Origin of the sequence: Burkholderia sp. 567 (assembly GCF_040545115.1) — a bacterium.
In the GTDB taxonomy this organism is placed as follows: domain Bacteria; phylum Pseudomonadota; class Gammaproteobacteria; order Burkholderiales; family Burkholderiaceae; genus Burkholderia; species Burkholderia ambifaria.
On record NZ_JBEPLG010000002.1, the window covers coordinates 621304 to 643051 of the forward strand.

Annotated in this window: 21 protein-coding genes and 1 tRNA gene; 11 read left to right on the plus strand and 11 right to left on the minus strand. The window is 64.1% G+C overall.

The features are described 5' to 3' along the window. The first annotated feature begins 248 nt into the window (after window positions 1–248). The 5 genes from ABIC50_RS08235 to ABIC50_RS08255 all read left to right on the plus strand — a co-directional run bounded on the left by ABIC50_RS08235 (window position 249) and on the right by ABIC50_RS08255 (window position 5283). A tRNA-Cys gene (locus ABIC50_RS08235) sits at window positions 249–321 on the plus strand. A 256-nt stretch (window positions 322–577) separates the two neighbouring features. Further along, window positions 578–1717, plus strand: coding sequence for a slipin family protein (locus ABIC50_RS08240; protein ID WP_165752606.1), 1140 nt, complete (start codon window positions 578–580; stop codon window positions 1715–1717). A gap of 64 nt (window positions 1718–1781) precedes the next feature. Further along, complete coding sequence (locus ABIC50_RS08245) at window positions 1782–3005, plus strand: RtcB family protein (protein WP_354162973.1); 1224 nt, start codon at window positions 1782–1784, stop codon at window positions 3003–3005. A 55-nt stretch (window positions 3006–3060) separates the two neighbouring features. Beyond that, on the plus strand, window positions 3061–3873 hold the full coding sequence (locus ABIC50_RS08250) for a nucleotidyltransferase domain-containing protein (RefSeq protein WP_354162976.1): 813 nt from the start codon (window positions 3061–3063) through the stop codon (window positions 3871–3873). 258 nt (window positions 3874–4131) lie between these two features. Continuing rightward, complete coding sequence (locus ABIC50_RS08255) at window positions 4132–5283, plus strand: DUF1176 domain-containing protein (protein WP_354162979.1); 1152 nt, start codon at window positions 4132–4134, stop codon at window positions 5281–5283. Between the two features lie 9 nt (window positions 5284–5292). Here ABIC50_RS08255 and ABIC50_RS08260 read toward each other — a convergent pair whose 3' ends face one another. Next, complete coding sequence (locus ABIC50_RS08260; RefSeq protein ID WP_354162982.1) at window positions 5293–5961, minus strand: O-methyltransferase; 669 nt, start codon at window positions 5959–5961, stop codon at window positions 5293–5295. Window positions 5962–6093: 132 nt separating this feature from the next. Between ABIC50_RS08260 and ABIC50_RS08265 the strand changes: the two genes are divergently transcribed. Continuing rightward, window positions 6094–7389 (plus strand): O-acetylhomoserine aminocarboxypropyltransferase/cysteine synthase family protein, encoded by a 1296-nt coding sequence (locus ABIC50_RS08265; protein WP_175659699.1) that lies wholly within the window; start codon window positions 6094–6096, stop codon window positions 7387–7389. A 547-nt stretch (window positions 7390–7936) separates the two neighbouring features. Here ABIC50_RS08265 and ABIC50_RS08270 read toward each other — a convergent pair. From ABIC50_RS08270 to ABIC50_RS08280, 3 genes are read right to left on the minus strand one after another with little or no spacing between them, the layout of a single operon-like run. After that, window positions 7937–8785: an SDR family oxidoreductase gene (locus ABIC50_RS08270; protein WP_354162984.1), complete on the minus strand. Its 849-nt coding sequence runs from the start codon at window positions 8783–8785 to the stop codon at window positions 7937–7939. Between the two features lie 51 nt (window positions 8786–8836). Continuing rightward, a complete protein-coding gene (locus ABIC50_RS08275) occupies window positions 8837–9598 on the minus strand; it encodes an SDR family NAD(P)-dependent oxidoreductase (RefSeq protein WP_175738387.1) in 762 nt (253 codons plus the stop codon). Window positions 9599–9649: 51 nt separating this feature from the next. Further along, entirely contained in the window at window positions 9650–10390 is a 741-nt protein-coding gene (locus tag ABIC50_RS08280) for an SDR family oxidoreductase (protein WP_354162987.1), read from the minus strand. 284 nt (window positions 10391–10674) lie between these two features. Here ABIC50_RS08280 and ABIC50_RS08285 point away from each other — a divergent pair, with 284 nt between their 5' ends. Then, entirely contained in the window at window positions 10675–11568 is an 894-nt protein-coding gene (locus tag ABIC50_RS08285; protein WP_354163655.1) for an AraC family transcriptional regulator, read from the plus strand. A gap of 7 nt (window positions 11569–11575) precedes the next feature. On the opposite strand, the gene ABIC50_RS08290 is transcribed toward ABIC50_RS08285, so the two are convergent. The 3 genes from ABIC50_RS08290 to ABIC50_RS08300 are packed head-to-tail and all read right to left on the minus strand — an operon-like array spanning window position 11576 to window position 13383. Beyond that, entirely contained in the window at window positions 11576–12502 is a 927-nt protein-coding gene (locus tag ABIC50_RS08290; protein ID WP_354162990.1) for an NADP-dependent oxidoreductase, read from the minus strand. Beyond that, on the minus strand, window positions 12502–12930 hold the full coding sequence (locus ABIC50_RS08295; RefSeq protein WP_175738383.1) for a nuclear transport factor 2 family protein: 429 nt from the start codon (window positions 12928–12930) through the stop codon (window positions 12502–12504). Before ABIC50_RS08295 ends, ABIC50_RS08290 begins: the two co-directional genes overlap by 1 nt. 21 nt (window positions 12931–12951) lie before the next feature. After that, window positions 12952–13383, minus strand: a complete 432-nt coding sequence (locus ABIC50_RS08300; protein WP_471685771.1) for a DoxX family protein — start codon at window positions 13381–13383, stop codon at window positions 12952–12954. Between the two features lie 101 nt (window positions 13384–13484). Between ABIC50_RS08300 and ABIC50_RS08305 the strand changes: the two genes are divergently transcribed. Continuing rightward, a complete protein-coding gene (locus tag ABIC50_RS08305) occupies window positions 13485–14387 on the plus strand; it encodes a LysR family transcriptional regulator (protein WP_354162996.1) in 903 nt (300 codons plus the stop codon). Window positions 14388–14538: 151 nt separating this feature from the next. Here the strand turns inward: ABIC50_RS08305 and ABIC50_RS08310 are convergent, their stop codons facing one another. After that, window positions 14539–14907 carry a hypothetical protein gene (locus tag ABIC50_RS08310; protein ID WP_354162999.1) on the minus strand — a complete coding sequence of 123 codons (369 nt, stop codon included), beginning with the start codon at window positions 14905–14907 and terminating at the stop codon, window positions 14539–14541. Between the two features lie 189 nt (window positions 14908–15096). Between ABIC50_RS08310 and ABIC50_RS08315 the strand changes: the two genes are divergently transcribed. The 3 genes from ABIC50_RS08315 to ABIC50_RS08325 all read left to right on the plus strand — a co-directional run bounded on the left by ABIC50_RS08315 (window position 15097) and on the right by ABIC50_RS08325 (window position 17265). After that, a complete protein-coding gene (locus tag ABIC50_RS08315; RefSeq protein ID WP_354163002.1) occupies window positions 15097–15381 on the plus strand; it encodes a DUF4148 domain-containing protein in 285 nt (94 codons plus the stop codon). A gap of 711 nt (window positions 15382–16092) precedes the next feature. Further along, on the plus strand, window positions 16093–16809 hold the full coding sequence (locus ABIC50_RS08320; protein WP_354163005.1) for a M35 family metalloendopeptidase: 717 nt from the start codon (window positions 16093–16095) through the stop codon (window positions 16807–16809). Between the two features lie 15 nt (window positions 16810–16824). After that, complete coding sequence (locus ABIC50_RS08325; RefSeq protein WP_354163008.1) at window positions 16825–17265, plus strand: hypothetical protein; 441 nt, start codon at window positions 16825–16827, stop codon at window positions 17263–17265. 140 nt (window positions 17266–17405) lie between these two features. Here ABIC50_RS08325 and ABIC50_RS08330 read toward each other — a convergent pair whose 3' ends face one another. The 3 genes from ABIC50_RS08330 to ABIC50_RS08340 are packed head-to-tail and all read right to left on the minus strand — an operon-like array spanning window position 17406 to window position 21535. Next, entirely contained in the window at window positions 17406–18596 is a 1191-nt protein-coding gene (locus ABIC50_RS08330; protein WP_354163011.1) for a phosphotransferase enzyme family protein, read from the minus strand. Window positions 18597–18632: 36 nt separating this feature from the next. Next, window positions 18633–19244: a nicotinamide riboside transporter PnuC gene (gene pnuC / locus ABIC50_RS08335; protein WP_354163014.1), complete on the minus strand. Its 612-nt coding sequence runs from the start codon at window positions 19242–19244 to the stop codon at window positions 18633–18635. Between the two features lie 59 nt (window positions 19245–19303). Beyond that, the gene (locus tag ABIC50_RS08340) at window positions 19304–21535 is read right to left on the minus strand and encodes a TonB-dependent siderophore receptor (protein ID WP_354163017.1); all 2232 of its coding nucleotides are present in this window, start codon (window positions 21533–21535) and stop codon (window positions 19304–19306) included. Between the last annotated feature and the right edge of the window lie 213 nt (window positions 21536–21748).

A 21748-nucleotide genomic window follows, 5' to 3' on the forward strand; every position in this document is an offset into this window, starting at 1 on the left:
TCAAAAATTATTCTGTTATTTCAAAGGCTTGATGGAATTTTTCGTCACGCACCCCGCCCGCTGGCACGCTCCTCGCTAAATAGAAAGCGCCGGATGTCCCGCTGGCCCGCGAGCCAGGGTTCACAAAGCCCTGCTGGTGCGCCGCCGCCGAACCTCGTTCGTCGCGGTCGCGCATGCCGCCATGGACAGACGAAGGCAAACGGGCGCGTATTGGAACTTCGCCCGGGTTCGAATCCCGGGGCGCCCTCCGTTCGGTAGCTCATTCGGGTAGAGCAGCCGGCGCAAGCCGGTGTGTAGCGGGTTCGAATCCCGCTCGAACACTGTCCGCAAAGACAGTCTGTTGATAGAAGCAGTACCCGCCGGTGCGGGCCGACAGGCCCGCCGCGCGTCGGACCGGTCGCGGTTCCGCGCGATCGGCCGGGCGGCCGGACGGCCCGCGCGAATGCGCACGACGACGCGATGCAGGATGCGTCGCCGTGCGACCGCGCCGGACCTCCGCGCCGCCCGCCCGATCGCGTCGCACCCCGATCCGTGCGATGCGTGTCGCCCGGCGGCCATTGAAGAAAAGGACAAGAATATGTGGAAGCGTCATGTGGTGAAAAAGAACGAACGCGCGCTGCTGATGAATGAGGGCGATTTCGTGAAGGTGCTCGAACCGGGTGTGTTCAAGGCCTTCGATCCGTTCAAGCGTCTGTCGGTGCAGACCGCGCGTCTCGACGCGCCGCTCGCCGATGCCGCGCTGGCCGACTACCTGCGTCACGACGCACCGGACGTGCTCGCGCACTACTTCGTCGCAATGGATTTGGGCGACGACGAAGCTGGCCTGCGTTACGAAGACGACGTGCTCGTCGAAATCTTGCCGCCCGGCACGCGTCGGCTGTACTGGCGCGGCCCGATCGCGCACCGGCTGGAGCGCGTCGATCTCGCGCAGGACAGCATGCTGCCGGCCGCGCTCGCGAAGCGCATCGCGCAACCGGCGCTGCGTGCGCGCGGCGTGGCGGGCCTGACGGGCGTGCTGCTGGCGCAGGTGCCGGCGTATCACGTCGGTGTGCTGAAGATCGACGGCAAGATCGAGCGGCTGCTCGAACCGGGCGTTGCAGCGTACTGGCGCTTCAACCGCGACGTCGCGGTCGAACTCGTCGACCTGCGTTTGCAGGCACTCGAAGTCGGCGGACAGGAAATCCTGACACGCGACAAGGTCGCGCTGCGGCTGAACCTGTCGGCGACGTGGTGCTATGCGGACGTGCTGCATGCGTTCGGCCAGCTGCAGAAGCCGGTCGAGCACCTGTATCGCGAGTTGCAGTTCGCGCTGCGTGCGGCCGTCGGCACGCGCTCGCTCGACGAGCTGCTGGAGGACAAGCAGGCGATCGACGACGTCGTGATCGCGCAGGTGCGCACGCGGCTCGCGCAATCCGGCGTGGACGTGCGCAGCGTCGGCGTGAAGGATATCGTGCTGCCGGGCGACATGAAGACGATCCTCGCGCAGGTGGTCGAAGCAGAAAAGGCCGCGCAGGCGAACGTGATTCGCCGCCGCGAGGAAACGGCGGCGACGCGCTCGCTGCTGAACACCGCGAAGGTGATGGAAGAGAACCCGACCGCGCTGCGGCTCAAGGAGCTGGAAACGCTCGAGCGCGTCGCGGAACGGATCGACCGCATCTCGGTGTTCGGCGGCCTCGACCAGGTGCTGAACGGACTCGTCAGCATCAAGGGCGCGTGATGGATGAACCGGCGCGGCGCATGCGTGCCGCGCCGGACGAATGAACGAATGAAGGGTGATGCAAATGAGTAACGACGACTTTCAGGTGATGGAACTGGCGAACGGCAAGCCGGTGAAGATGTGGACGCAAGGTGTCGCTGTCGAGGACGAAGCGCGCGCGCAGCTGCGCAACACCGCGCAGATGCCGTTCATCTTCAGGCACGTCGCGGTGATGCCGGACGTCCACCTCGGCAAGGGCTCGACGATCGGCAGCGTGATCCCGACGAAGGGCGCGATCATTCCGGCCGCGGTCGGCGTCGACATCGGCTGCGGGATGATGGCCGCACGCACGACGCTCACCGCCGCTGACCTGCCGGACTCGCTCGGCGCGCTGCGCAGCGCGATCGAACGCGCGGTGCCGCACGGCCGCGCGCCGGGCCGTCGCGATCCGGGCGCATGGGGCGACCGCACGCCGGCCGCCGTGACCGAATCGTGGAAGTCACTGCTGCCGGGTTTCAAGCGGATCGTCGACAAGTATCCAAAGCTGGAAAAGACGAACCACTACGCGCATCTCGGCACGCTCGGCACCGGCAACCACTTCATCGAGGTGTGCGTCGACGAAGCGGACCACGTGTGGTTCATGCTGCACAGCGGCTCGCGTGGCGTCGGCAATGCGATCGGCAGCCTGTTCATCGAACTCGCGCAGGCCGACATGCGGCAGCACATCGCGAACCTGCCGGATCGCAACCTCGCGTATTTCACCGAGGGCAGCCGGCACTTCGACGACTACGTTGAAGCGGTCGGCTGGGCGCAGGACTACGCGCGGCGCAACCGGCAGGCCATGATGGATGCGGTAATCGGCGCGGCGCGCAGCGTGATCGCGAAGCCGTTCTCGGTCGACGAACATGCGGTGAACTGCCACCACAACTACGTGCAGCGCGAACGCCACTTCGGCGAGGACGTGCTCGTGACGCGCAAGGGCGCGGTGTCGGCGCAGAAGGGGCAGCTCGGGATCATTCCGGGCTCGATGGGTGCGAAGAGCTTCATCGTGCGCGGGCTCGGCAACCCGGAAAGCTTCTGCTCGTGCAGCCACGGCGCGGGCCGGACGATGAGCCGTACGGAAGCAAAGCGCCGCTTCACGGTCGACGACCAGGTGAACGCGACGCGCGGCGTCGAATGCCGGAAGGACGCGGGGGTCGTCGACGAAATTCCGATGGCCTACAAGGACATCGATGCGGTGATGGCCGCACAGCGCAGCCTCGTCGAAGTGGTGCATACGCTGCGGCAGGTGGTGTGCGTGAAGGGATAGCGCGGTGCGCGGCCAAGGGCCGGCGGCCGCGCACAACGAAAAGGAAACGACAACAATGAAAACGGAAAAATTGGCACCGGTGCGAAGCGCGCACCCGGTCGATCCGGCCGTACGGGCGCGCGTGATGGTGGAACTTGCGGAAGTCGAACGCCGCCACGATGTGAGCGTGCTGTTCGCGTGCGAATCGGGCAGCCGCGGCTGGGGCTTCGCGTCGCCGGACAGCGATTACGACGTGCGCTTCGTGTATGCGCATCGACGCGATTGGTACCTGAGCGTCGAACCGCAACGCGACGTGATCGAGCGGCCGCTCGACGACGAGCTCGACGTCAGCGGCTGGGAGCTGCGCAAGGCGCTGCAGCTGCTGCGCCGCTCGAACCCGACGCTGCTCGAATGGCTCGACTCGCCTGTCGTATATCGCGAAGATGCGCGCTGGGCGCCACGGCTCAGGTCGCTGGCGTCGGCGTTCTTCTCGCCGGTGCGTGGGCGTCACCACTACCTCGCGATGGCGAAGAAGAATTTTCGCGGCTACCTGCAAGGCGACACGGTGCGCTACAAGAAGTACCTGTACGTGCTGCGGCCGCTGCTCGCGGTGCGCTGGATCGACATGGGGCTCGGGATGCCGCCGATGCGCTTCGCGGATCTCGTCGCCGGCACCGTGCACGAGCCGGCGGTGCGCGCGGAGCTCGACGCGTTGCTCGCGCTGAAAATGAGCGCGAACGAAAGCGAATACGGGCCGCGCCGGCCGGCGATCCACGCGCTCGTCGAGACGATGCTCGCCGATACCGAACACGATCGAGAGTACAAGCGGCCGTGGGGTGACGTGGCGATGCTCGATGCGTTCCTGCGTGACGTGGTCGACGGTCGATGAAAAGCGAATGGCGCGATGCCTGCGGGCATCGCGCCGTTTTCGCATTTGCACTCGTCCGACCAATGCAGGCCCGCAACGTACGTGCCCGCACACTACGCGTCGTCGCCGCGATCACCGCCCGTTGCGGCGGTATACTCGATGCCGTTCCGTCAAGCGCACCACCGCATGCGCCGCAGCCTTCGACGAGCCCCGCTTGCTGACGATGCGCTTGCACTCCGACATCTTCCGCCCGCCCATCCATAGTCGATACGAACCGTCATGTCGCACCGCCTTTCGCTCGCCGTCGCTGCCCTCTTCACCGTTTCGCCGATCGTGGCTCAGGCTCGTCCGCTCACGCGGCCGCCGGTCGAGCGCGACTTCAAGAACTGGTCGGTCGTCTGCGACAACGGCAACCGTTGCATTGCCGAAAGCGATAGCGACGAAATCAATGAAGCACGCTCCCGTCTCATCCTGCGCGTGACGCGCGATGCCGGCCCGGACGCGCAAGCATCGCTCGACATTTACGCGTCGGCGCCGCTGGACCTGCGCACCGCACGCGCGGACGGCCGCCCGTTCGATGCAATGGCGGCCCAATGGCATGCATCGGGCGGCAAACCCGATGGTGACGACCCATACCCGTTCCGGGTCCGGACCAATGATCCTGCAACGGTTGCCGCATGGCTCAGCGCGTCGCGCAATGCGCAGTTGCTGAGCTTCGGCGATTCGGCATCGGCACAAACCGCACGCATGCCGTTGGCGGGCTTGAATGCCGCGTTGCTGCTGATCGACGACACGCAGGGCCGCGTCGGCACCGTCACGGCGCTGCTGCGCCCGGGCAACCGGCCCGCGTCTTCGGTGCCGGCCGCGCCGGCACTGCCGCCCGCGGTCACACCGGCGCCGGCCGTCGCCAACCTGTCGGCCGTCGAGCAGCGCCCGCTCGTCGACGCGGTGCTCGCGAAGTTCAGTGGCGACGTGAAGCAATGCGCGGCCGATGTCGAAGACGAAATGTCGGCAAGCGATCGCAGGAAAGCGTCGCGCGCGGTGGCGATCTCGGCCGACGAAGCGCTGGTCGCGATACCGTGCCAGACCAGCAGCATGTATAACCACACCGACCTGTGGTATCGCGTGCGACGGACGGCACCATTCACGCCGACAACGATGAATTTCGGCGAGAACGCGAACGCGGGACTCGATCCGGCGTCGTTCGCGAACGAGCTGACCGAGGCCCGCTATGACCGCACCAGCGCGACGCTGTCGAGCAAGGTCCGGCTGCGCAATGCCGGCGATTGCGGCTCGACCGCATCGTGGATCTTCGACGGCCGACGCTTCCTGCTCAACGACATCGCCACGCGTGGCACGTGCAACGGCCTGCTCGACGATCAATGGCCACGCCTGTATCGACGTGCCGATGCGGCAGCAAGCCCGCGCTGACGCGTCACGTCACCCGCCGACGATCGAGATCGAGAACCCGTCCCAACCCTTCTGCCCGACCGTCTGCACGGCCGTCGTCGTGAGGTTCGGCTCGGCCACGAGACGCGCGAACCCGTCGCGCACGCCGACCACGTCGGGCTCGCGATTGTCCGGATCCGCCACGCGGCCGCCACGCACGACGTTGTCGACGACGATCACCGTGCCGGGCCGCGACAGCTTCAGCGCCGCGTCGAGATAGACCGGGTTGCTGTCCTTGTCGGCATCGATGAAGATGAAATCGAACGGCGCTTCACCCGCATCGACGAGCCGCGCGAGGCTGTCCTTCGCGCTGCCGACCACCACCGTCACGACCTCCGCGAACCCGGCACGCGCGATGTTCCGCGTCGCGACTTTCGCATGCTCGGGGTTCAGTTCGAGCGTCACGAGCGTGCCACCCGGCGGCAACGCGCGCGCGAGCCAGATCGTGCTGTAGCCGCCGAGCGTGCCGATCTCGAGAATCCGGCGCGCGCCGCGGATCGTCGCGAGCAGTTGCAGCAGCTTGCCCTGGTTCGGCGCGACGTTGATCGCGGGCAGCCCGGCCGCGTTGCTCGCCGCCAGCGCCGCGTCGAGCACGTCGTCGGACGGCACGAGCGTCGCGGAGAAATACGCATCCACCTGGTTCCAATGATCCTGATTCATTGCGCACCCCTTGTTTGCGGAAAAGGCATTTTATGCGCCGCGTTGCCATAAGCAACAAACCAATCGTTCTAAGGGTAGCCGCGCACGTCCTCCTATAATCGCTCGACCACCACAACAACAGATGGAGCACCCATGACCGATCAGGCCGCATCGAACTGGCGCCTCGAAACCATCGCCGTGCACGGCGGTTATCGCCCCGACCCGACCACGCGCGCGGTCGCGGTGCCGATCTACCAGACCGTTGCGTACGCATTCGACGACACGCAGCACGGCGCCGACCTGTTCGACCTGAAGGTCCAGGGCAACATCTACACGCGCATCATGAATCCGACGACGGACGTGCTCGAGCAGCGGATCGCCGCGCTCGAGGGCGGCATCGGCGCACTCGCGCTCGCTTCGGGCCAGGCGGCCGTCACGTACGCGATCCAGACGATCGCGGAAGCCGGCGACAACATCGTGTCCGCCAGTTCGCTGTACGGCGGCACCTACAACCTGTTCGCGCATACGCTGCCGCAATACGGGATCACGACGCGCTTCGCCGATCCGCGCGACCCCGCATCGTTCGAGCCGCTGATCGACGCGCGCACGAAGGCGATCTTCGCCGAATCGGTCGGCAACCCGCTCGGCAACGTGACCGACATCGCCGCGCTCGCCGACATCGCGCATCGCCACGGAATCCCGCTGATCGTCGACAACACGGTGCCGTCGCCGTATCTGCTGCGCCCGTTCGAACATGGCGCGGACATCGTCGTGCACTCGCTGACGAAGTATCTCGGCGGCCACGGCACGAGCCTGGGCGGCGCGATCGTCGATTCGGGCAAGTTCCCGTGGACGCAGCACGCGGACCGCTTCAAGCGGCTCAACGAGCCCGACGTCAGCTATCACGGCGTCGTCTATACGGAAGCGTTCGGGCAGGCCGCCTATATCGGCCGCGCGCGCGTCGTGCCGCTGCGCAACATGGGCGCGGCGATCTCGCCGTTCAACGCGTTCCAGATCCTGCAGGGCATCGAGACGCTCGCGCTGCGCGTCGAGCGCATCAGCGACAACGCGCTGAAGATCGCGCAGCATCTCGCGCGCCATGAAAACGTCGAATGGGTGAACTACGCGGGACTGCCCGATCATCCCGACCATCCGCTTGTCGCGCGCTACCTGTCGGGCCGCGCGCCCGGCATCCTGACCTTCGGCGTGAAGGGTGGCCGTGACGGCGGCGCGAAGTTCCAGGACGCGCTGAAGCTGTTCACGCGGCTCGTCAACATCGGCGACACGAAGTCGCTCGCCACGCATCCGGCCTCGACGACGCACCGCCAGCTATCGCCCGCCGAACTCGCGAAGGCCGGCGTGAAGGAGGAAACCGTGCGGCTGTCGATTGGCATCGAGCATATCGACGACCTGCTCGCCGATCTCGATCAGGCGCTCGCGCAGGTATGACGCGAGGCGGGCGTGCTGAGGCGCCCGCTTTCAGACATCTTCACCTTGCAACGGCTTCAACGTGTTCGAGCCTGAACCGCCGCCGCATGGCGCGCGCCCGCGCGATCGCGATTGTGCGACGACGGTTTCGTCACCGATCGAAGGCGAATCACGCGAGTCACACCGCGACGCATTCGCCGCTGCATGACAAAAATTTCATGTTCCGATCAGCTTCGCGATGGGTCGCTTCGATACGATCGACAACGTGACGGGCAATGCCCGTTACACCCACGCAAGCGATTCGCTGCCGCACGGCACGAACACGCGTTAGGCCCGGACACGTGAAGTGCCGGGCCTTTTTTTGGTTCATCGCGGATTACGGGGGGAACGCAGGGGAGGAACGTCGGCGTTCGGCCAATTTGAGACATATCGCTGCGCTCTTCGAATGTCGCATCTTGGCCGACACCGTCATTGCGAGACCTGAGCGGGTACATGCTCAAAGCGCACCTCCTTTTTCCGGATTCGGGAAAAAAAGTCCCGGGCAAAGCCGGGACATGGGCGCCATTGATCAATCTGCGAAATCGGTGGCTTCGGACGCCCCCCTCCACGTGTCGAGATCCTTTGCGACGGCGCTCGCCTTCGCCGCCGCAAGTTCATTGGCGATCTTGCCGGCGAAAAGATGCAGCGGCGCCGTTTCCACAGTGGCGGCCTGGATGATCAGGAGTGCAAGCTTGTCCGGGTCGCCTGCCTGATGGCCATGCAACGTATCGAGATGCAGGTCCAGCGAAGCTTTCGCCTCCGCGTAGTCGTCGATCTGGCGCTTGGCTACCGCCAGAGCACCGTTCGACAGAAAGTCCGTGCGCACGGGGCCCGGATACACCACCGTCGCGCGGATACCCAGTTCGGCAACTTCTGCCGCGAGGGATTCCGTCAGGCCCGATAGTGCGAACTTGCTGGCAACGTAGCTGCCCCACCCCGCATACCCACCCTGGTAGCCGACAATGGAAGAGATGTTGATAATGTGTCCACTGCGCTGGCGGCGAAGCTGCGGCAGCGCATGGCGCAGAACAGCCATGGGCGCGAAGAAGTTGACCTCGAAATTGCGGCGCAGCTCTTCGTCCGACAAGGCTTCGACGGTACCTTGCTGGGCGTAGCCGGCATTGTTCACGACTACGTCGATGGCGCCGAACCATTGCACAGTCTTCTCGATCGCCTGCTGCACACTGCGATCATTGGTCAAATCGACCTCCAAAGGTAGAAAGCGGTCGGATGCGTCACCGAACGTCTCTGTCAGCGAAGCTGCCGAGCGCGAGGTTGCCGCCACCCGATGGCCTTGTTCCAGCAAATGCGTAACGAGTTTCTGGCCGACGCCCTTCGATGCGCCGGTGATGAACCAAATAGGGGATGCCCGTTTCATGATGCGAATTCCTTGAGTCAGTACAAGAATGGGTTGCGGAGTGAATGGGCTTCAGGGCAAAGCCACGCTCATGCCACCGTCGGCCATAACCACCGCGCCGACAATAAAGCTGGCCTTCTCCGATGCGAGAAAAGCGATAACCTCTGCAATTTCCTTCGGCTGCGCCGCACGGCGGATTGGCGCCTTCTTGCCATGCTCGGCCAGGAACGCCTGGCCGTCGGCATGGATGTGGTTGGTAATGTTGGTGATGACATCGCCAGAGCCCACCGCATTGACGCGAATGCCATGCTCGATGGCTTCCAGCGAGAGGGCGCGCGTCAACTGCGCCAGCGCCCCCTTCGACGCCGCATACGCTGCAATGAGCGGAAAAGCCTGATAGCAGGCGTAGGAGCCCACGTTGACGATGGCACCCGTCTTTGCCGGCACCATGACGCGCATGGCCTCACGGGAGAACAGGAACGCGCCGGTGGCATTGACGGACTGGATGCCATTCCAGTCTTCCAGCGACATATCGACCAGCGGCTTGTTGATGATGACCGCCGCGTTGTTGACCAGGATGTCGAGCTTGCCGAACCGCTCGATTGCCGTGGCAACGGCCCGCACGGCGCTTTCCTCTCGCGCTACATCGGCAACGATGGGAACGATGCCCGGCCGCGCCAGCGCTTCCACGTTGGCGCTGCGCCCAACGGCAATCACGTTTGCGCCTTCGGCGTGGAGCAGTTCCGTGGTAGCCAGTCCAATGCCGCTGGCTGCACCGGTCACGATGGCGACCTTGCCTGCAAAGGCGCCGCTTGCTGTGTTGCGTGTCGTCATGAATATTCTCCTGACAGGATTGCTTACTGAATGCTTGCTCGGTGGGATGGATCAGAACGGGCTGGCGGTTGGCCGTACCACGATCTCGCTGACGTCGACTTCGGCGGGCTGCTCCACCGCGTATGCAATGGCGCGTGCGATGGCGTCGGGCGTGATGGCAATGCGACGGAACTCCTGCATGGCACTGCGCGCGGTGTCGTCGGAAATCGAGTCGGCCAGTTCGGATTCCACGACGCCGGGGCAAATCACCGTCACGCGGATCTTGTCGGTTTCCTGACGCAGCCCATCGGAGATAGCGCGTACGGCGAACTTGGTAGCGCAGTACACTGCGGCCGTCGGCGACACGGAAAGCCCGCCAATCGAGGAAATATTGATGATCTGCCCTCGCCCTTGCGCTTCCATCGTGGGCAGCACGGCGGCGATGCCGTGCAGTACGCCACGGATGTTCACATCGATCATCCGGTTCCACTCGCCGACCTTCAGGGCGTTGAGCGGCGAAAGCGGCATCACGCCGGCGTTGTTGACCAGCACATCGATACTGCCGAAGGCATCGAGCGCGAACCGTGCGAATGCGGCCACATCATCGGCCGAGGTCACGTCGAGTTCGCGGTAACGAACGATACCGCCGGACGATTCGATCGATTGCGCCAGCTCGGCCAGCCTGTCGGTGCGGCGTGCACCGATGACGAGCCGGTGTCCTTGCCTGGCAAGCAATCGGGCGGCGCCCTCGCCAATGCCGCTGCTGGCGCCGGTGATCAGAATGACTTTCGATTCGTTGGTGAAGATTGTCATCTTGCATACTCCTATTGTTGGTTCGGGTCCGGCCGGGCGGGGCCGTGCTGTGCGTGGCACGCCTCGCAGCCGCGTTTCGGCCTTCAATGAAGTGGTATGGTTCGTTGGCCGGTGAGGGAATGATAGGGATGGCCTACCTGTTGGCGAATACACGGACCGATGCCGTTATTGCCTATTCCTATCGACCTGGCTGGTACAGCGGGAGAGGCGCGGCTAGAATGGCGACTGTCGGCAAACAACAGGAGACTGCGGTGTCGAAGGTCCGCTCCCCCGCTTCCGTCAAGATGGTTCGTCTGATCGAGAAACTGGCGCCCAACGAGGGCTACACACAGTCGACGCTCGACAGCGTTCGGCTGATGCGCTCGGACCGTCCCCTTGGGCGCACGCCGGTGCTGTACGAACCGAGCATCGTGATCGTGTGCCAGGGCCGCAAGCTGGGCTTCCTGGGCAATGAGGTCTATGTCTACGACGCACAGCACTATCTGGTACTGTCCGTACCGTTGCCGTTTTCCACGGAAACCCAGGCTACGCCAGAAGAACCCATGTTGGCGGTGTCCATCCGTCTGGACCTCATCGAACTCAGCGAGCTGATCACGCAGATCGGCGCCGCAGCACATCAGCCTGAAGCGCCGCCGAACGGCATGGTGTCCACGCAACTGGAGGAGAATCTGGCCGCCGCAACCGTCAGGCTGCTGGAGGCACTAACGGTGCCGATGGATGCCCAGATTCTGGGTCCAAGCCTGGTGCGGGAAATCTGCTACCGCGTGTTGACGGGGGCACAGGGCGGTGCAATGCGTGCCGCCCTTGCCCATCACGGGCGCTTCGGCCGCGTCGCGAGAGCGCTGAAGCGTATCCATACGGACTACGCGTCGCCGCTCAATGTGACGCGCCTGGCTGAAGAAGCCGGCATGAGCGTGCCAGCCTTTCACGCCAACTTCCGAACGGTGACCCACACTTCGCCAATCCAGTACATCAAGTCCACCCGCCTTCATCAGGCGCGCCTGATGATGATTCGCGACGGCGTCACCGCTGCGGCTGCAGCGGGACGCGTCGGTTACGAGAGCACTTCGCAGTTCAGCAGGGAATTCAAGCGGCTTTTCGGGCGAACGCCGATGGAAGAAGCACGCGACATGCGTGAGTCCTTCACGCTCTCGCCAGCGGTGCGATTTGCCGCTTAGGCGAGCGCTACCGGGCCACGTCCACAACGATCTTGCCTCTTACGTGGCCGCCCTTGCTGTGGTGAAGCGCCTGCCCGACGTCCGAAAGCCCAAAGACCGAATCGATATGGGCACGCAGATCGCCCGACGCATGGAGCGTTGCGAGGTGCCCGAGCTGCGTCGCGTCGCTACGCGTGGCGAAGTGTCTGCCGGTTGCCTGGGCGGCTTCGGCGCGCGCTGCATCGGGTCTGGCGACCGTCGACACCAACGTGCCGCCCGGTTTCAGTACGGACCATGATTTCTCCTGGGTTCCGCCGCCGATCAGATCCAGCACAAGATCCACCATCGACACACGCTCGGCGAAATCCTCCGTGCGGTAATCGACGAAGGCATCAGCGCCTAGACTTTCCACGTATTGGCGGCTCGCGCCGGAGCCCGTGCCGATCACGCGGGCACCGGCCAGCCTGGCAAGCTGCACGGCTGCACTGCCGACGCCGCCTGCCGCACCGTGAATAAGGACTGATTGGCCGGGTTGCAAGACACCATGCTCGTGCAGCGCCTGCCATGCCGTCAACGTCGCCGCGGGAATCGCGGCGGCGCCTGTGAAAGCCAGGGACGCGGGCTTGCGTGCCAGCCGGGTTGCCTCCACCACGGCGCGCGTGGCGAAGGCGCCGACAATGCCGATGAATCCCATCACCTCATCTCCCGGCTTCAGCGTGGTCACGTTGCGCCCGACGGCGATGACGGTCCCTGCTGCGTCCACGCCCGGCGTGAACGGCAACGGCAGCGGGATGAAAGCCTGCATGGCGCCGCTTACGATTTTCCAATCAATGGGATTGACCGACGCGGCGGCAACGTCGATCAAGACTTCGTTGTCGCCCGGTACGGGATCGTCCGCCTCGACCAGCGTCATGCCGTCGGGGCTGCCGTACGCAGATACGTGGATGGCTTTCATCAGATGCTCCTGGAAGCGACGCCCACTACAGGGGCGTCGAGGGCAAGGGCTGCCTGGACCGGGTCGAAATACTCGCGCAGATGCACGATGCGACCGTCGCGGGCAGTCAGAAACACGACATACTCCTGGCGGTAGGTGCGGCCGGTCGCCGCGATCACGCCCTCTCCACGCACCCGTGCAATCGCATGCTGCGGGTCGTCCGTCGCAGTCACGATGGCATCGGAGAAGCGAAAGTTCTTGACTGCTCCCACGAACCAGCTCGCATGCCGCAGCACGGATTCGCGTCCTTCGAGTTTCAGCGGATGACCCAGGCTTGGTGCGTACGGCAGATCCCAGACGATGCTGTCGGAGATCAGTTCCCGCCATTGCTCCGGCTTGTCGACCAGGAACTGGAGATGTTGCTCCAGAAGCGTTGTGGCAATGCTCATGATGTCTTCTCCTGCGATGTATCAGGCGACAACGCGCTTGGCCGGCGCGCGACGGTTGTCCAGGCTCAATGCGCCGGCGCCGAACGCGACCACCTGCAGGAGACCACCGGCCATCGCCAGGTTCTTCAAGAAATGGAACATCTGGTTCTGGTCAGCGAGCGCGTGATGAAAGATCAGCGCCGTCACGACAGCGTAGCCAGCGAGCAAGAGAGCCACCACGCGCGTCTTGTAGCCAATGACCAGGAGCGTGGCGCCCGCCAGTTCCAGCACCAGTGCGCCAATCAGTCCGAGCGCTGGCGCGGGGAGGCCCAGCGATCCGATATAGGCCATCGTCGCGTCAGGGGCCATCAGCTTGCCGAAGCCGCTGATGAAGAAGATGGCCGCGATGAGGGTGCGGCCCATAAGGGGAATGGCGGAGGGTTCGTTCAGCGAGGTGTTCAGGTTCGAGTTCATGGTGTTCATCCTTTCAAAGAGGGGATGAACGAAGCGTAAAGATTTGACACCTATCCAGGTAGCCTATATTTTTAGATTCAATCCATCTACTACATAGATACATGCTCGACGCCGTCTCGCTGGACCAGATCCGCACCTTCATCGCCGCCGCCGACGAAGGCAGTTTCTCCGCCGCCGGCCGCAAACTCGGGCGAGCGCAGTCCGTGGTCAGCCATACACTGGCCAACCTGGAAGGCCAGATTGGCGTGCAACTCTTCGATCGCGCGGGACGGTATCCCAGGCTGACGGACGCAGGATCGGCCCTGCTGGCACAGGCGCGGCTGGTGGTAGGCGGCATGGACGGGTTCAAGGCGAAGGCGCGGGCAATGTCCGAGGGCCTCGAGCCGGAGTTGTCCGTGGTGGTGGACGTCATGTATCCGATGGCATCGTTGACCGACGCAGTCGGTGCGTTCCGAAGCGAGTTTCCGCATACCCCCTTGCGGCTTTACGTCGAAGCGCTTGGCGCCGTCATGCAGCCGGTACTGGCCCAGACATGCCGGCTCGGCATCAGTGGCTCGATGCCATCGGTGCCAGACATTCTCGATGCCGAAAAACTGCTGGATGTGCCAATGATGACGGTCGCGGCCGCGTCCCATCCTCTGGCGTCAAAGCATCGGATCCTCCGGCCCGCCGATCTCGAGGCGCACGTGCAGCTTGTGCTGACAGACCGCACGACCCTGACGGAGGGCACGACTTTCGGCGTTTTCTCACCGCAGATATGGCGCCTTGCCGACCTGGGGGCCAAGCACGCCTTCCTGCGAGCTGGCTTTGGATGGGGCCATATGCCGGTAGCCATGGTTCAGGACGATCTGGATTCCGGCAAGCTCGTGCCCTTGCGGCTTGAAGCGTTCCAGCCACATACACCGCCCATCGCCATGTTTGCAGTCTTCAGGAAGGACACACCGCCCGGCCCTGCCGGAAGGTGGTTACTCAAGCGACTGGGAGACGCACGCGATACCCACTAGCGAGAAGCAACTGGAGAAGGCTTAGGCTTCCTACTCATCCGATTTCGGCCAGATACGGTGGCGACATGACGGACCGAGATGGGTCGGCAAGCGACGTCGACGGAAATCCACGAAGAACTTTTTTGCATGGTCTTTCACGCGGTCACAGTATTCAGCGCGCGACGTTGCGCTGCGGAAACAGGCACGGGTGCGTCTTCACGTACAGGTTCGGATTGCCGCAGCGATGCCCCGCGTAGTCGATCTGCCCGCCTGGCATCAACTCGCCGGCGACGGGCTTTGCTTTTGGCGCACTGGTCGATGCGGCCGGTCCGGTGCCTGGCCGCACGGACGCGCAGCCTGCGAAAAGCGAGACGAGAAGCGCGACGACCGGCATGACGAGGTGCGACGAGCGGGCAGACAAGCAATTCTTTGGCGAACGATTGGAAGAGTCGTGATGGGCTCGTCCGCTGTCGAGACTCTCGCGGCGAACGATGCGCATGCCAGCGGCCGGATCGCATATCGGCGGCAACGCGCCCGACATGTCCGCCGCTGGTTGACTGCATGTTCCGCTTTGATCCCGTCGCATGCATGACTCGAACATGACGATTGCGTCACGCGCGTCATCCCCCTATCTGACGCACTTTTCATCTTCCGATCACGGTCACGCCCGGCTGCTTTCGCATACTGAATGCATGGATCGCCACCCGGCGGCCTCATCAAGGAGAGCTCCATGCACACGACAAAACTCACGGCCCTGTTCGTCACCGCCACGCTGTCGCTCGGCATCACCACGCAAGCCGCGTTCGCGCAAACGCAAACGCAGGGCAAGACCCGCACGGAAGTCATCAACGAACTGAAGCAGGCGCAACACGACGGTGTAGTGCCGACGAGCAAGACGCAGTACCCGCCGACCAGCGAGATGATCGCGCGCAACAGGGAACTTCACGCGATTTCGATGCATGCCGGGGAGAATACGCCGCAGGTCGACCGTCACGACAGCCTCGCGACCCGTTGATGCCGGTCAGGCGCGTGCGCTGCCCGGCGATCGCGGGCAGCGTGTCGCGCGGTTCATAAGCGCGCGCATTGGAAAGCAGGTTGCTCAACGCGCGCTGATACAACGTGAGTTCCGCATCGCCGCCGCATAGCCGTCCACCTTCACCGACACACCCCATCCTCCTCGAGCGGCCCGTAGTAGCTGGCGACGCGCGACGCTTCCTCGGCCGCATCAATCCTCCGCACGTCGATCGGCGTGCCGGCCCGCTCCAAGCACGAGACACAGCATGTCCGCGACAAGCGCTGATATTCGTCGATTCTTTTGTGGCGCTTTGTACCCCCGAACCATCGTGCATCCTGCCCGGATGGGTCATCTGTACGCGACTTCTAACACTCGCGTGCAAACCGATGATGCCGTCAAAGCTCATCGAACGCGTCGCATCGTTTCCAATCATCCAATTCGGCTACGTCAAAATCACAAAAATATTCTTTGCATTCCAAAATTTCGAACGAGTTCTATAGACATCTTCACTCGAAAGGATGACTGTTCAAGGTTCCGGGGACACGAACGCAACCATGCCGCTCCGTAACCCCGCAGTTGTGCGCTCGGATTTTCACCAACTTCAATTGAGGAGCCGACGAACGATCGGGAACGACGACCCGACAACAATGCGCCGCTTCGCTACTGATACGCCAACATCCTTGAAAATAGACACAGCGAGACTTTAAAGCAATGAATGATATTTCCAATCACAACGAGTACAACTTTGACGCTGACGAAGACAATGAATGGTTCCTCGTTCATTCCGGGGCCGTCACCAACACAAATCCGGGATCGATGGTACATGTTCACATCAACACAACGCCCATTTGCCCGAACATGACCAACAGCGAATTTCGAATAATGGTAGCGCGGCTTAATAAATGGGCCATTATTCTAATTGAGCGAAGGATCGCCGACCTGAAGTGGTACGACGAAAAAACCAAAGAGAGAATGATCTATTGGTTCAATCGATACGATGAAAATACTCGACACTATCTTATCGGTGGCTTCTCACGACACCTCTCTGTTCTTAAAATGCTAACGCCACACAATTTCGTTCGAAGCGATCCGAGCCTCGATAGAATGCTAGGGTGCGTTCCGAATATGAGCAATATCGATCACGAAGCCGCTCATGTTTGTGGACCCAACACTGAGCGCAGGCTTATAAGTATTGCGATGAAGTTTTGTACCGGCTTGCGCGATCAGAATATGTTCGGGGATTCCCGCCTGTCCACTCTCATTCATGAAGTAACCCATTTCATTGACACCTTTGGCAGCGACGACGCTCGCTACGGGCTCGACCCCACAGCGGCTGCATGGGCAAGAGCCAATCCTGACCTGGCATTGAGAAATGCGGATACACTCACCGGATTCGTGATCTACGGCGAAGACTTATTTGCAGAGTAAGGAGTGAAATTCAGCATGAGAATTTTTATTTCAGCACTAATCTCGACCCTGTTCATTTTTTCGGACAATGCGACTGCAGAATGCCAAGGATCACAGAATCTTCCATCACAACAATTGTTCGTGGCCTTTTCACCCAATAGTCACGAGATCGCCGGATCGGAGCAAACACGAATCGGGCAATGGGTCTCGTCAATCAATTCCAGGTATCCGATTCAAAACTGGATCTACATAATTGGCAGCGCGTCCAAAAATGAAACCTCGCCCGATAAACTTGCAACGAAACGCGCCACCATTGTGGCGAAAACCATCATAGACGATGGGCTGATAAACGCACCACTTCAGATAAAAACGCAAATTTATCCGGCCGGTAGCACAGCCGAATCGACATCGGAAACCCGTGAGGTCACCGTCCAAGTGAGCCCCGGCTGCCCCGACAATTGCTGCACCGGTCATTGACCTGAGAGTTGACTCATTTGTCGTCGCCGCACGTGCGATAAGCGCGCACATCCAGCACTCGCGGGCGACGGTCCGTCAAATCGATTTGGGCGACCTATCCATCGCCGAACCGATGATGCTGTCAGGATGTTCCCAAAGAATCAAACGCTCCCCCGCGTCGCACGCCGACGCCGCACCAGCCATTCGAGCAACTGCCGCCCGTCTCGCTCACCAAACCAGCGCGCGTGCCCGATCAGATAACCGTCGTACGCGACATCGACGATCGCCGGCGCGTCGATGATGCACCCGAAATACGCGACCTCCGACAACGCGAACTCCGTATGCACGATCGGCAGCATCGCGACCAGCGCCGCGTACGCATCGTCGCTCAGCGGTTCGAGCGATTCGTAGCCGTCGAGCAGCGCATCGATGTGCGCGTATTCGATGCGACGCGCGTCGGGCGGCGCCATCCAGTCGACCGTGTTGCGCTCGATCGCAAGCGCGACGTCCATCACCGCGCAAGTGCGATCGGACAGACCGAAGTCGAGCACCGTACGCACCTGCGCGCCGGGGCCGGCGCTGGTCCACAGCAGGTTCGACGCGTGCCAGTCGCCGTGCGTCCACAGCGGCGGCAGCGCGGGCAGCAGCGGCACGAGGCGCGCGTGATACGGGCCGATTGCATCCGCGACATCGCCGCGCCAGTCGCGCGTGCCGAGCGCGCGCACCAGCAGCGGCTGCGCGTCGACCCAGCGTTCGAGCGCGCCCGCCAGATCATCGGACGACAGCACGCGGAAACTCGACAGCAGCGTGCGCACGGGCCGCGCCGGCGCGTCGTAACCGGCCGACGCGCGATGCAGCTCGGCCAGCGCGCGGCCGGCCGCGTAAGCGTGCGAAGGATGCGTGAACGGCTGCCACGACATCACGCCGCGATACGCGTCGACCCCGGGCGCGACCACATGCACCTCGTACGTCCAGTCGCCGCACGCAAAGGCCGTCGCGCCGTTGCGATCGGCCAGCACGTCCACCACCGGCATCCCGCGGGCGCGCAGATGCGCGATGAAACGATGCTCTTCCTCGAGCCCCGCGACGTCGCGCAGGCTCACGTGATGACGCTTGACGAACAGTGCGCGCCCGTCCGTCATCCGCACCAGCGTGGCCGCCGCGAACTGCCGCGGACTGTGCCAGGTCAGCCGCGCCGGTTCGCCGGCGCCGTCGATGCGCGCGAGCAGCGCCGCCACCTCGTCGTGCGTCATCAGCGGCCAGTCGCGTTCGGCCTGCTCGCCGTCGACACCGAACTGCGGCGGTGCGACGTCCGGCGACAGCGGCCGGTCCGGCTCGAGGGGAAATGACATGAACGACGTAGCTCCGTAGTTGAATCGGCGCGTGAATCAGCCCGCCGGGTTCGCGCTCGCGCGCAGCGCGTCGGCCGTCCGGCTCCAGTCGCGCCAGCCGACGACGGCGAGCGCGATGAACAGCGCATAGAGCCCGGCCGTCAGATACAGTTCCTTGAACACGAACATCCCGACGTACACGACGTTCACGACGATCCACAGCCCCCACGACGCGATGTAGCGCCGCGCGGTCCAGTATTGCGCGACGAGGCTGAACGCGGTCAGCGACGCATCGACGAACGGCAGCGCGGCGTCGGTCCAGCGCGCCATCATCCCGCCGAGCAGCGCGCTGCCGACGACGGCCGCCATCAGGTCGGGCAGCATCTGCCGCGGCCGCACACCGGCGACGGGTGCGACGTCGCCTGCCGGCGCCGCGCCGCCGCTCGCCTCCAGCGTACGCTGCGCGATCCAGCGGCGCCAGCCGTACACCTGCAGCACCGCGAACGCGCCCTGCAGCAGCATGTCGGAATACAGCTTCGCATCGAAGAAGATCCAGCCGTACAGCGCGACGGACGCGAGCCCGACCGGCCAGCACAGCATGCGCCGCTTCGCGGTCAGCCAGATCGCGAGCGCGCTGACGATCACGCCGGCGATTTCGAGTGGGGACATCGTCCATGCTCTCCTGGTTAGCTGCCGGAGCCGCGTGTCACGCGGCCGAATCCGGTCGATCAGAAATCATAGGTCAGCGACACGCGCGCGGTGCGCGGCGCGCCCGGGAACAGGTACGCGTCGCCCTGCTGCTCGCCCGCGTCGCGCCAGTAGAACTTGTTGAACAGGTTGTCCACCGACACACGCAGCACCGTGCGATGGCCGCCGATCTTCGTCGTATAGCGCGCGCCGAGATTGAACACGAACCACGACGGCACGCGGGCGGTGCCCTCTTCGTTCGCGTTGCGGCCGCCGCTGTACTCGACGCCGCCCAGCATGTTCAGGCCCGCGACGCCCGGCACCGCGTAATCCGCGTACAGCGACGCACGCAGCGCCGGCACGTTGATGATCTGATGCCCTTCGTACGCCGGCGAGCCCGAATCGTACGCACGCGCGCGAATCGCCGCGACGCTGGCCGTCAGCGACAGCCGCTCGGTCACGCGCCCGGCTGCGCCAAGCTCGATCCCCTGGTGGCGCTGCGTGCCGCGCTGCACGAACGCGTAGCTCGTGCCGGACGCATCGGGGTCGGCGAACTGGAACGGCTTGCTGATCGAGAACACGGCGGCCGTCAGGCTGAGCCGGTCGAGCCAGTCGTATTTCGCGCCGAGCTCGAACTGGTGCGATTCGACCGGCGGCAGGAACGCATACGCGTTGGTCGCGCGCACCGGCGCCTGGTCGCCGAGCGACAGCGCCTTGCTGTACGACGCGTACAGCGACAGCACGTTCACCGGCTTGTAGACGAGCGCGACCTGCGGCAGGAACACCGAGCGGTCGGTGTGCGTCGCGTCGCCATCGAGGCTGCTCCAGCTGCGCTGGCGCAGCAGCACCTCCTTGCCGCCCGCGAGCACCTGCCAATGCTCGCCGATGCTGATGCGGTCGAGCCCAAACACGCCGTACTGCCACGAATCGAGCTGCGGATACGACGGCCCGGCCGTGTTCGACGACGGCGCGAACGCGACGTCGGGCCCGTAAATGTTCTCGCTGCCGACGTAGTCGTACACGGCGTTCGCCATGTGCACGACGCGGCGCTGCACGCTCACGCCGAGCGTCAGCTCGTGACGCAGCGGCCCCGTCGCGAACTTGCCCGTCGTCACCGCGCGCAGGTCGTCGTTGCGGCGGTATTCGCCGGGGCTGCGGAAGTCGTACACGTCGTAGTCGCCGTTCGCGCCGAAGAAGAACGGCGACGTCGCGCCGGCCGCGCAACTCGACGCGTAATAGCAGCCGTACGCGAACGCGCTGTTGTCGTCGATCATCGTGCGGCTGCGGCCCGCGGCGATGTAGGCGTTCCAGTCGTCGTTGAACCGGTAGTCGAAGCGCGCGTTCAGGTTCAGCGCGTCGGTCGTCACCGGTTTCGCCCACGGCTGCGTGCCGAGCGCCTTCGACGTCGTGTTGACGGACGGCACGACGGTGCCGCCGAGCAGCTGGTAACCGGGTGCGGAACGCTGGATCCACTGCTGGAATTCCGCATTGAACTGCAGGCTCGCGCGCGGGCTGATGTCCCAGTCGGCGGCGATCGAGCCGAACGTGCGCCGTCCGTTCGTGCCGTCGATGTACGAGTGCATGTTCTCCTTCGCGGCATTGATCCGGAATCCGAACTGGTGATCGGGGCCGAAGCGGCGGCCAAGATCGACGGCCGCCGACGTCGAGCCGCGGCTGTCGACGCCGGTCGTCACGCTCGCGACGTTCGCCGAGCGCTTAGTCACGAAGTTGATCACGCCGCCCGGCGCGACCACGCCGCTGTCGATGCCGGCCAGTCCCTTCAGGATCTCGACGCGCTCCTTGTTCTCGAGCGGCACGTTCTGCTCGCCGGACACCGTCAGCCCGTCGATCCGGATCGCGCTCGCGAGATCCACCGGGAAGCCGCGAATCGCGAAGCCTTCGAAGTAGCCAACGGGCGCGTAGTCGTTGACGACCGACGCATCGTTGCGCACCACGTCGCTCAGGCGCTTCGCCTGCTGGTCGTCGAGCTGCGCGCGCGTGACGACGCTGACGGAGGCCGGCGTGTCGCGCAGCGGCGCGTCGTCGAGCCCCGCGACCGACGCTTCGCGCGCGCGAAACGCGCCGCCGCGCTCGCCGCTGACCGCGATCGCCGGCAGCGTCGCGCTGGCGGCCGCATCGGCTTCGGGAGCCGGCGCGTCGCCCGGTGCCGCGGCGGCCTGCGCCGCGAAAAGCGTGATGCCGAGACCGACGCCCACGCCGACCTTCGCGCGCCGCCGCCGTGCGGGCGACGCTGTTGTTCTATTCACCGTCATTGTTCTGGATGGAAAACTCGCCACTCGACCCTGTCGAAAACACGTTATGCAGCCGCGAAGCGCGACCCCGCGCATGACCCGGCGAGCCGCCGGGCACGACATTCACCGGACGAATCTGACCATCCGGCCGCTTGCGTGCCGATCGATCGGGAATGCGCAGGATGGGACATCGGATGCCGGTGACGCGCCAGGCGCCGACACGGCGGCCGATCC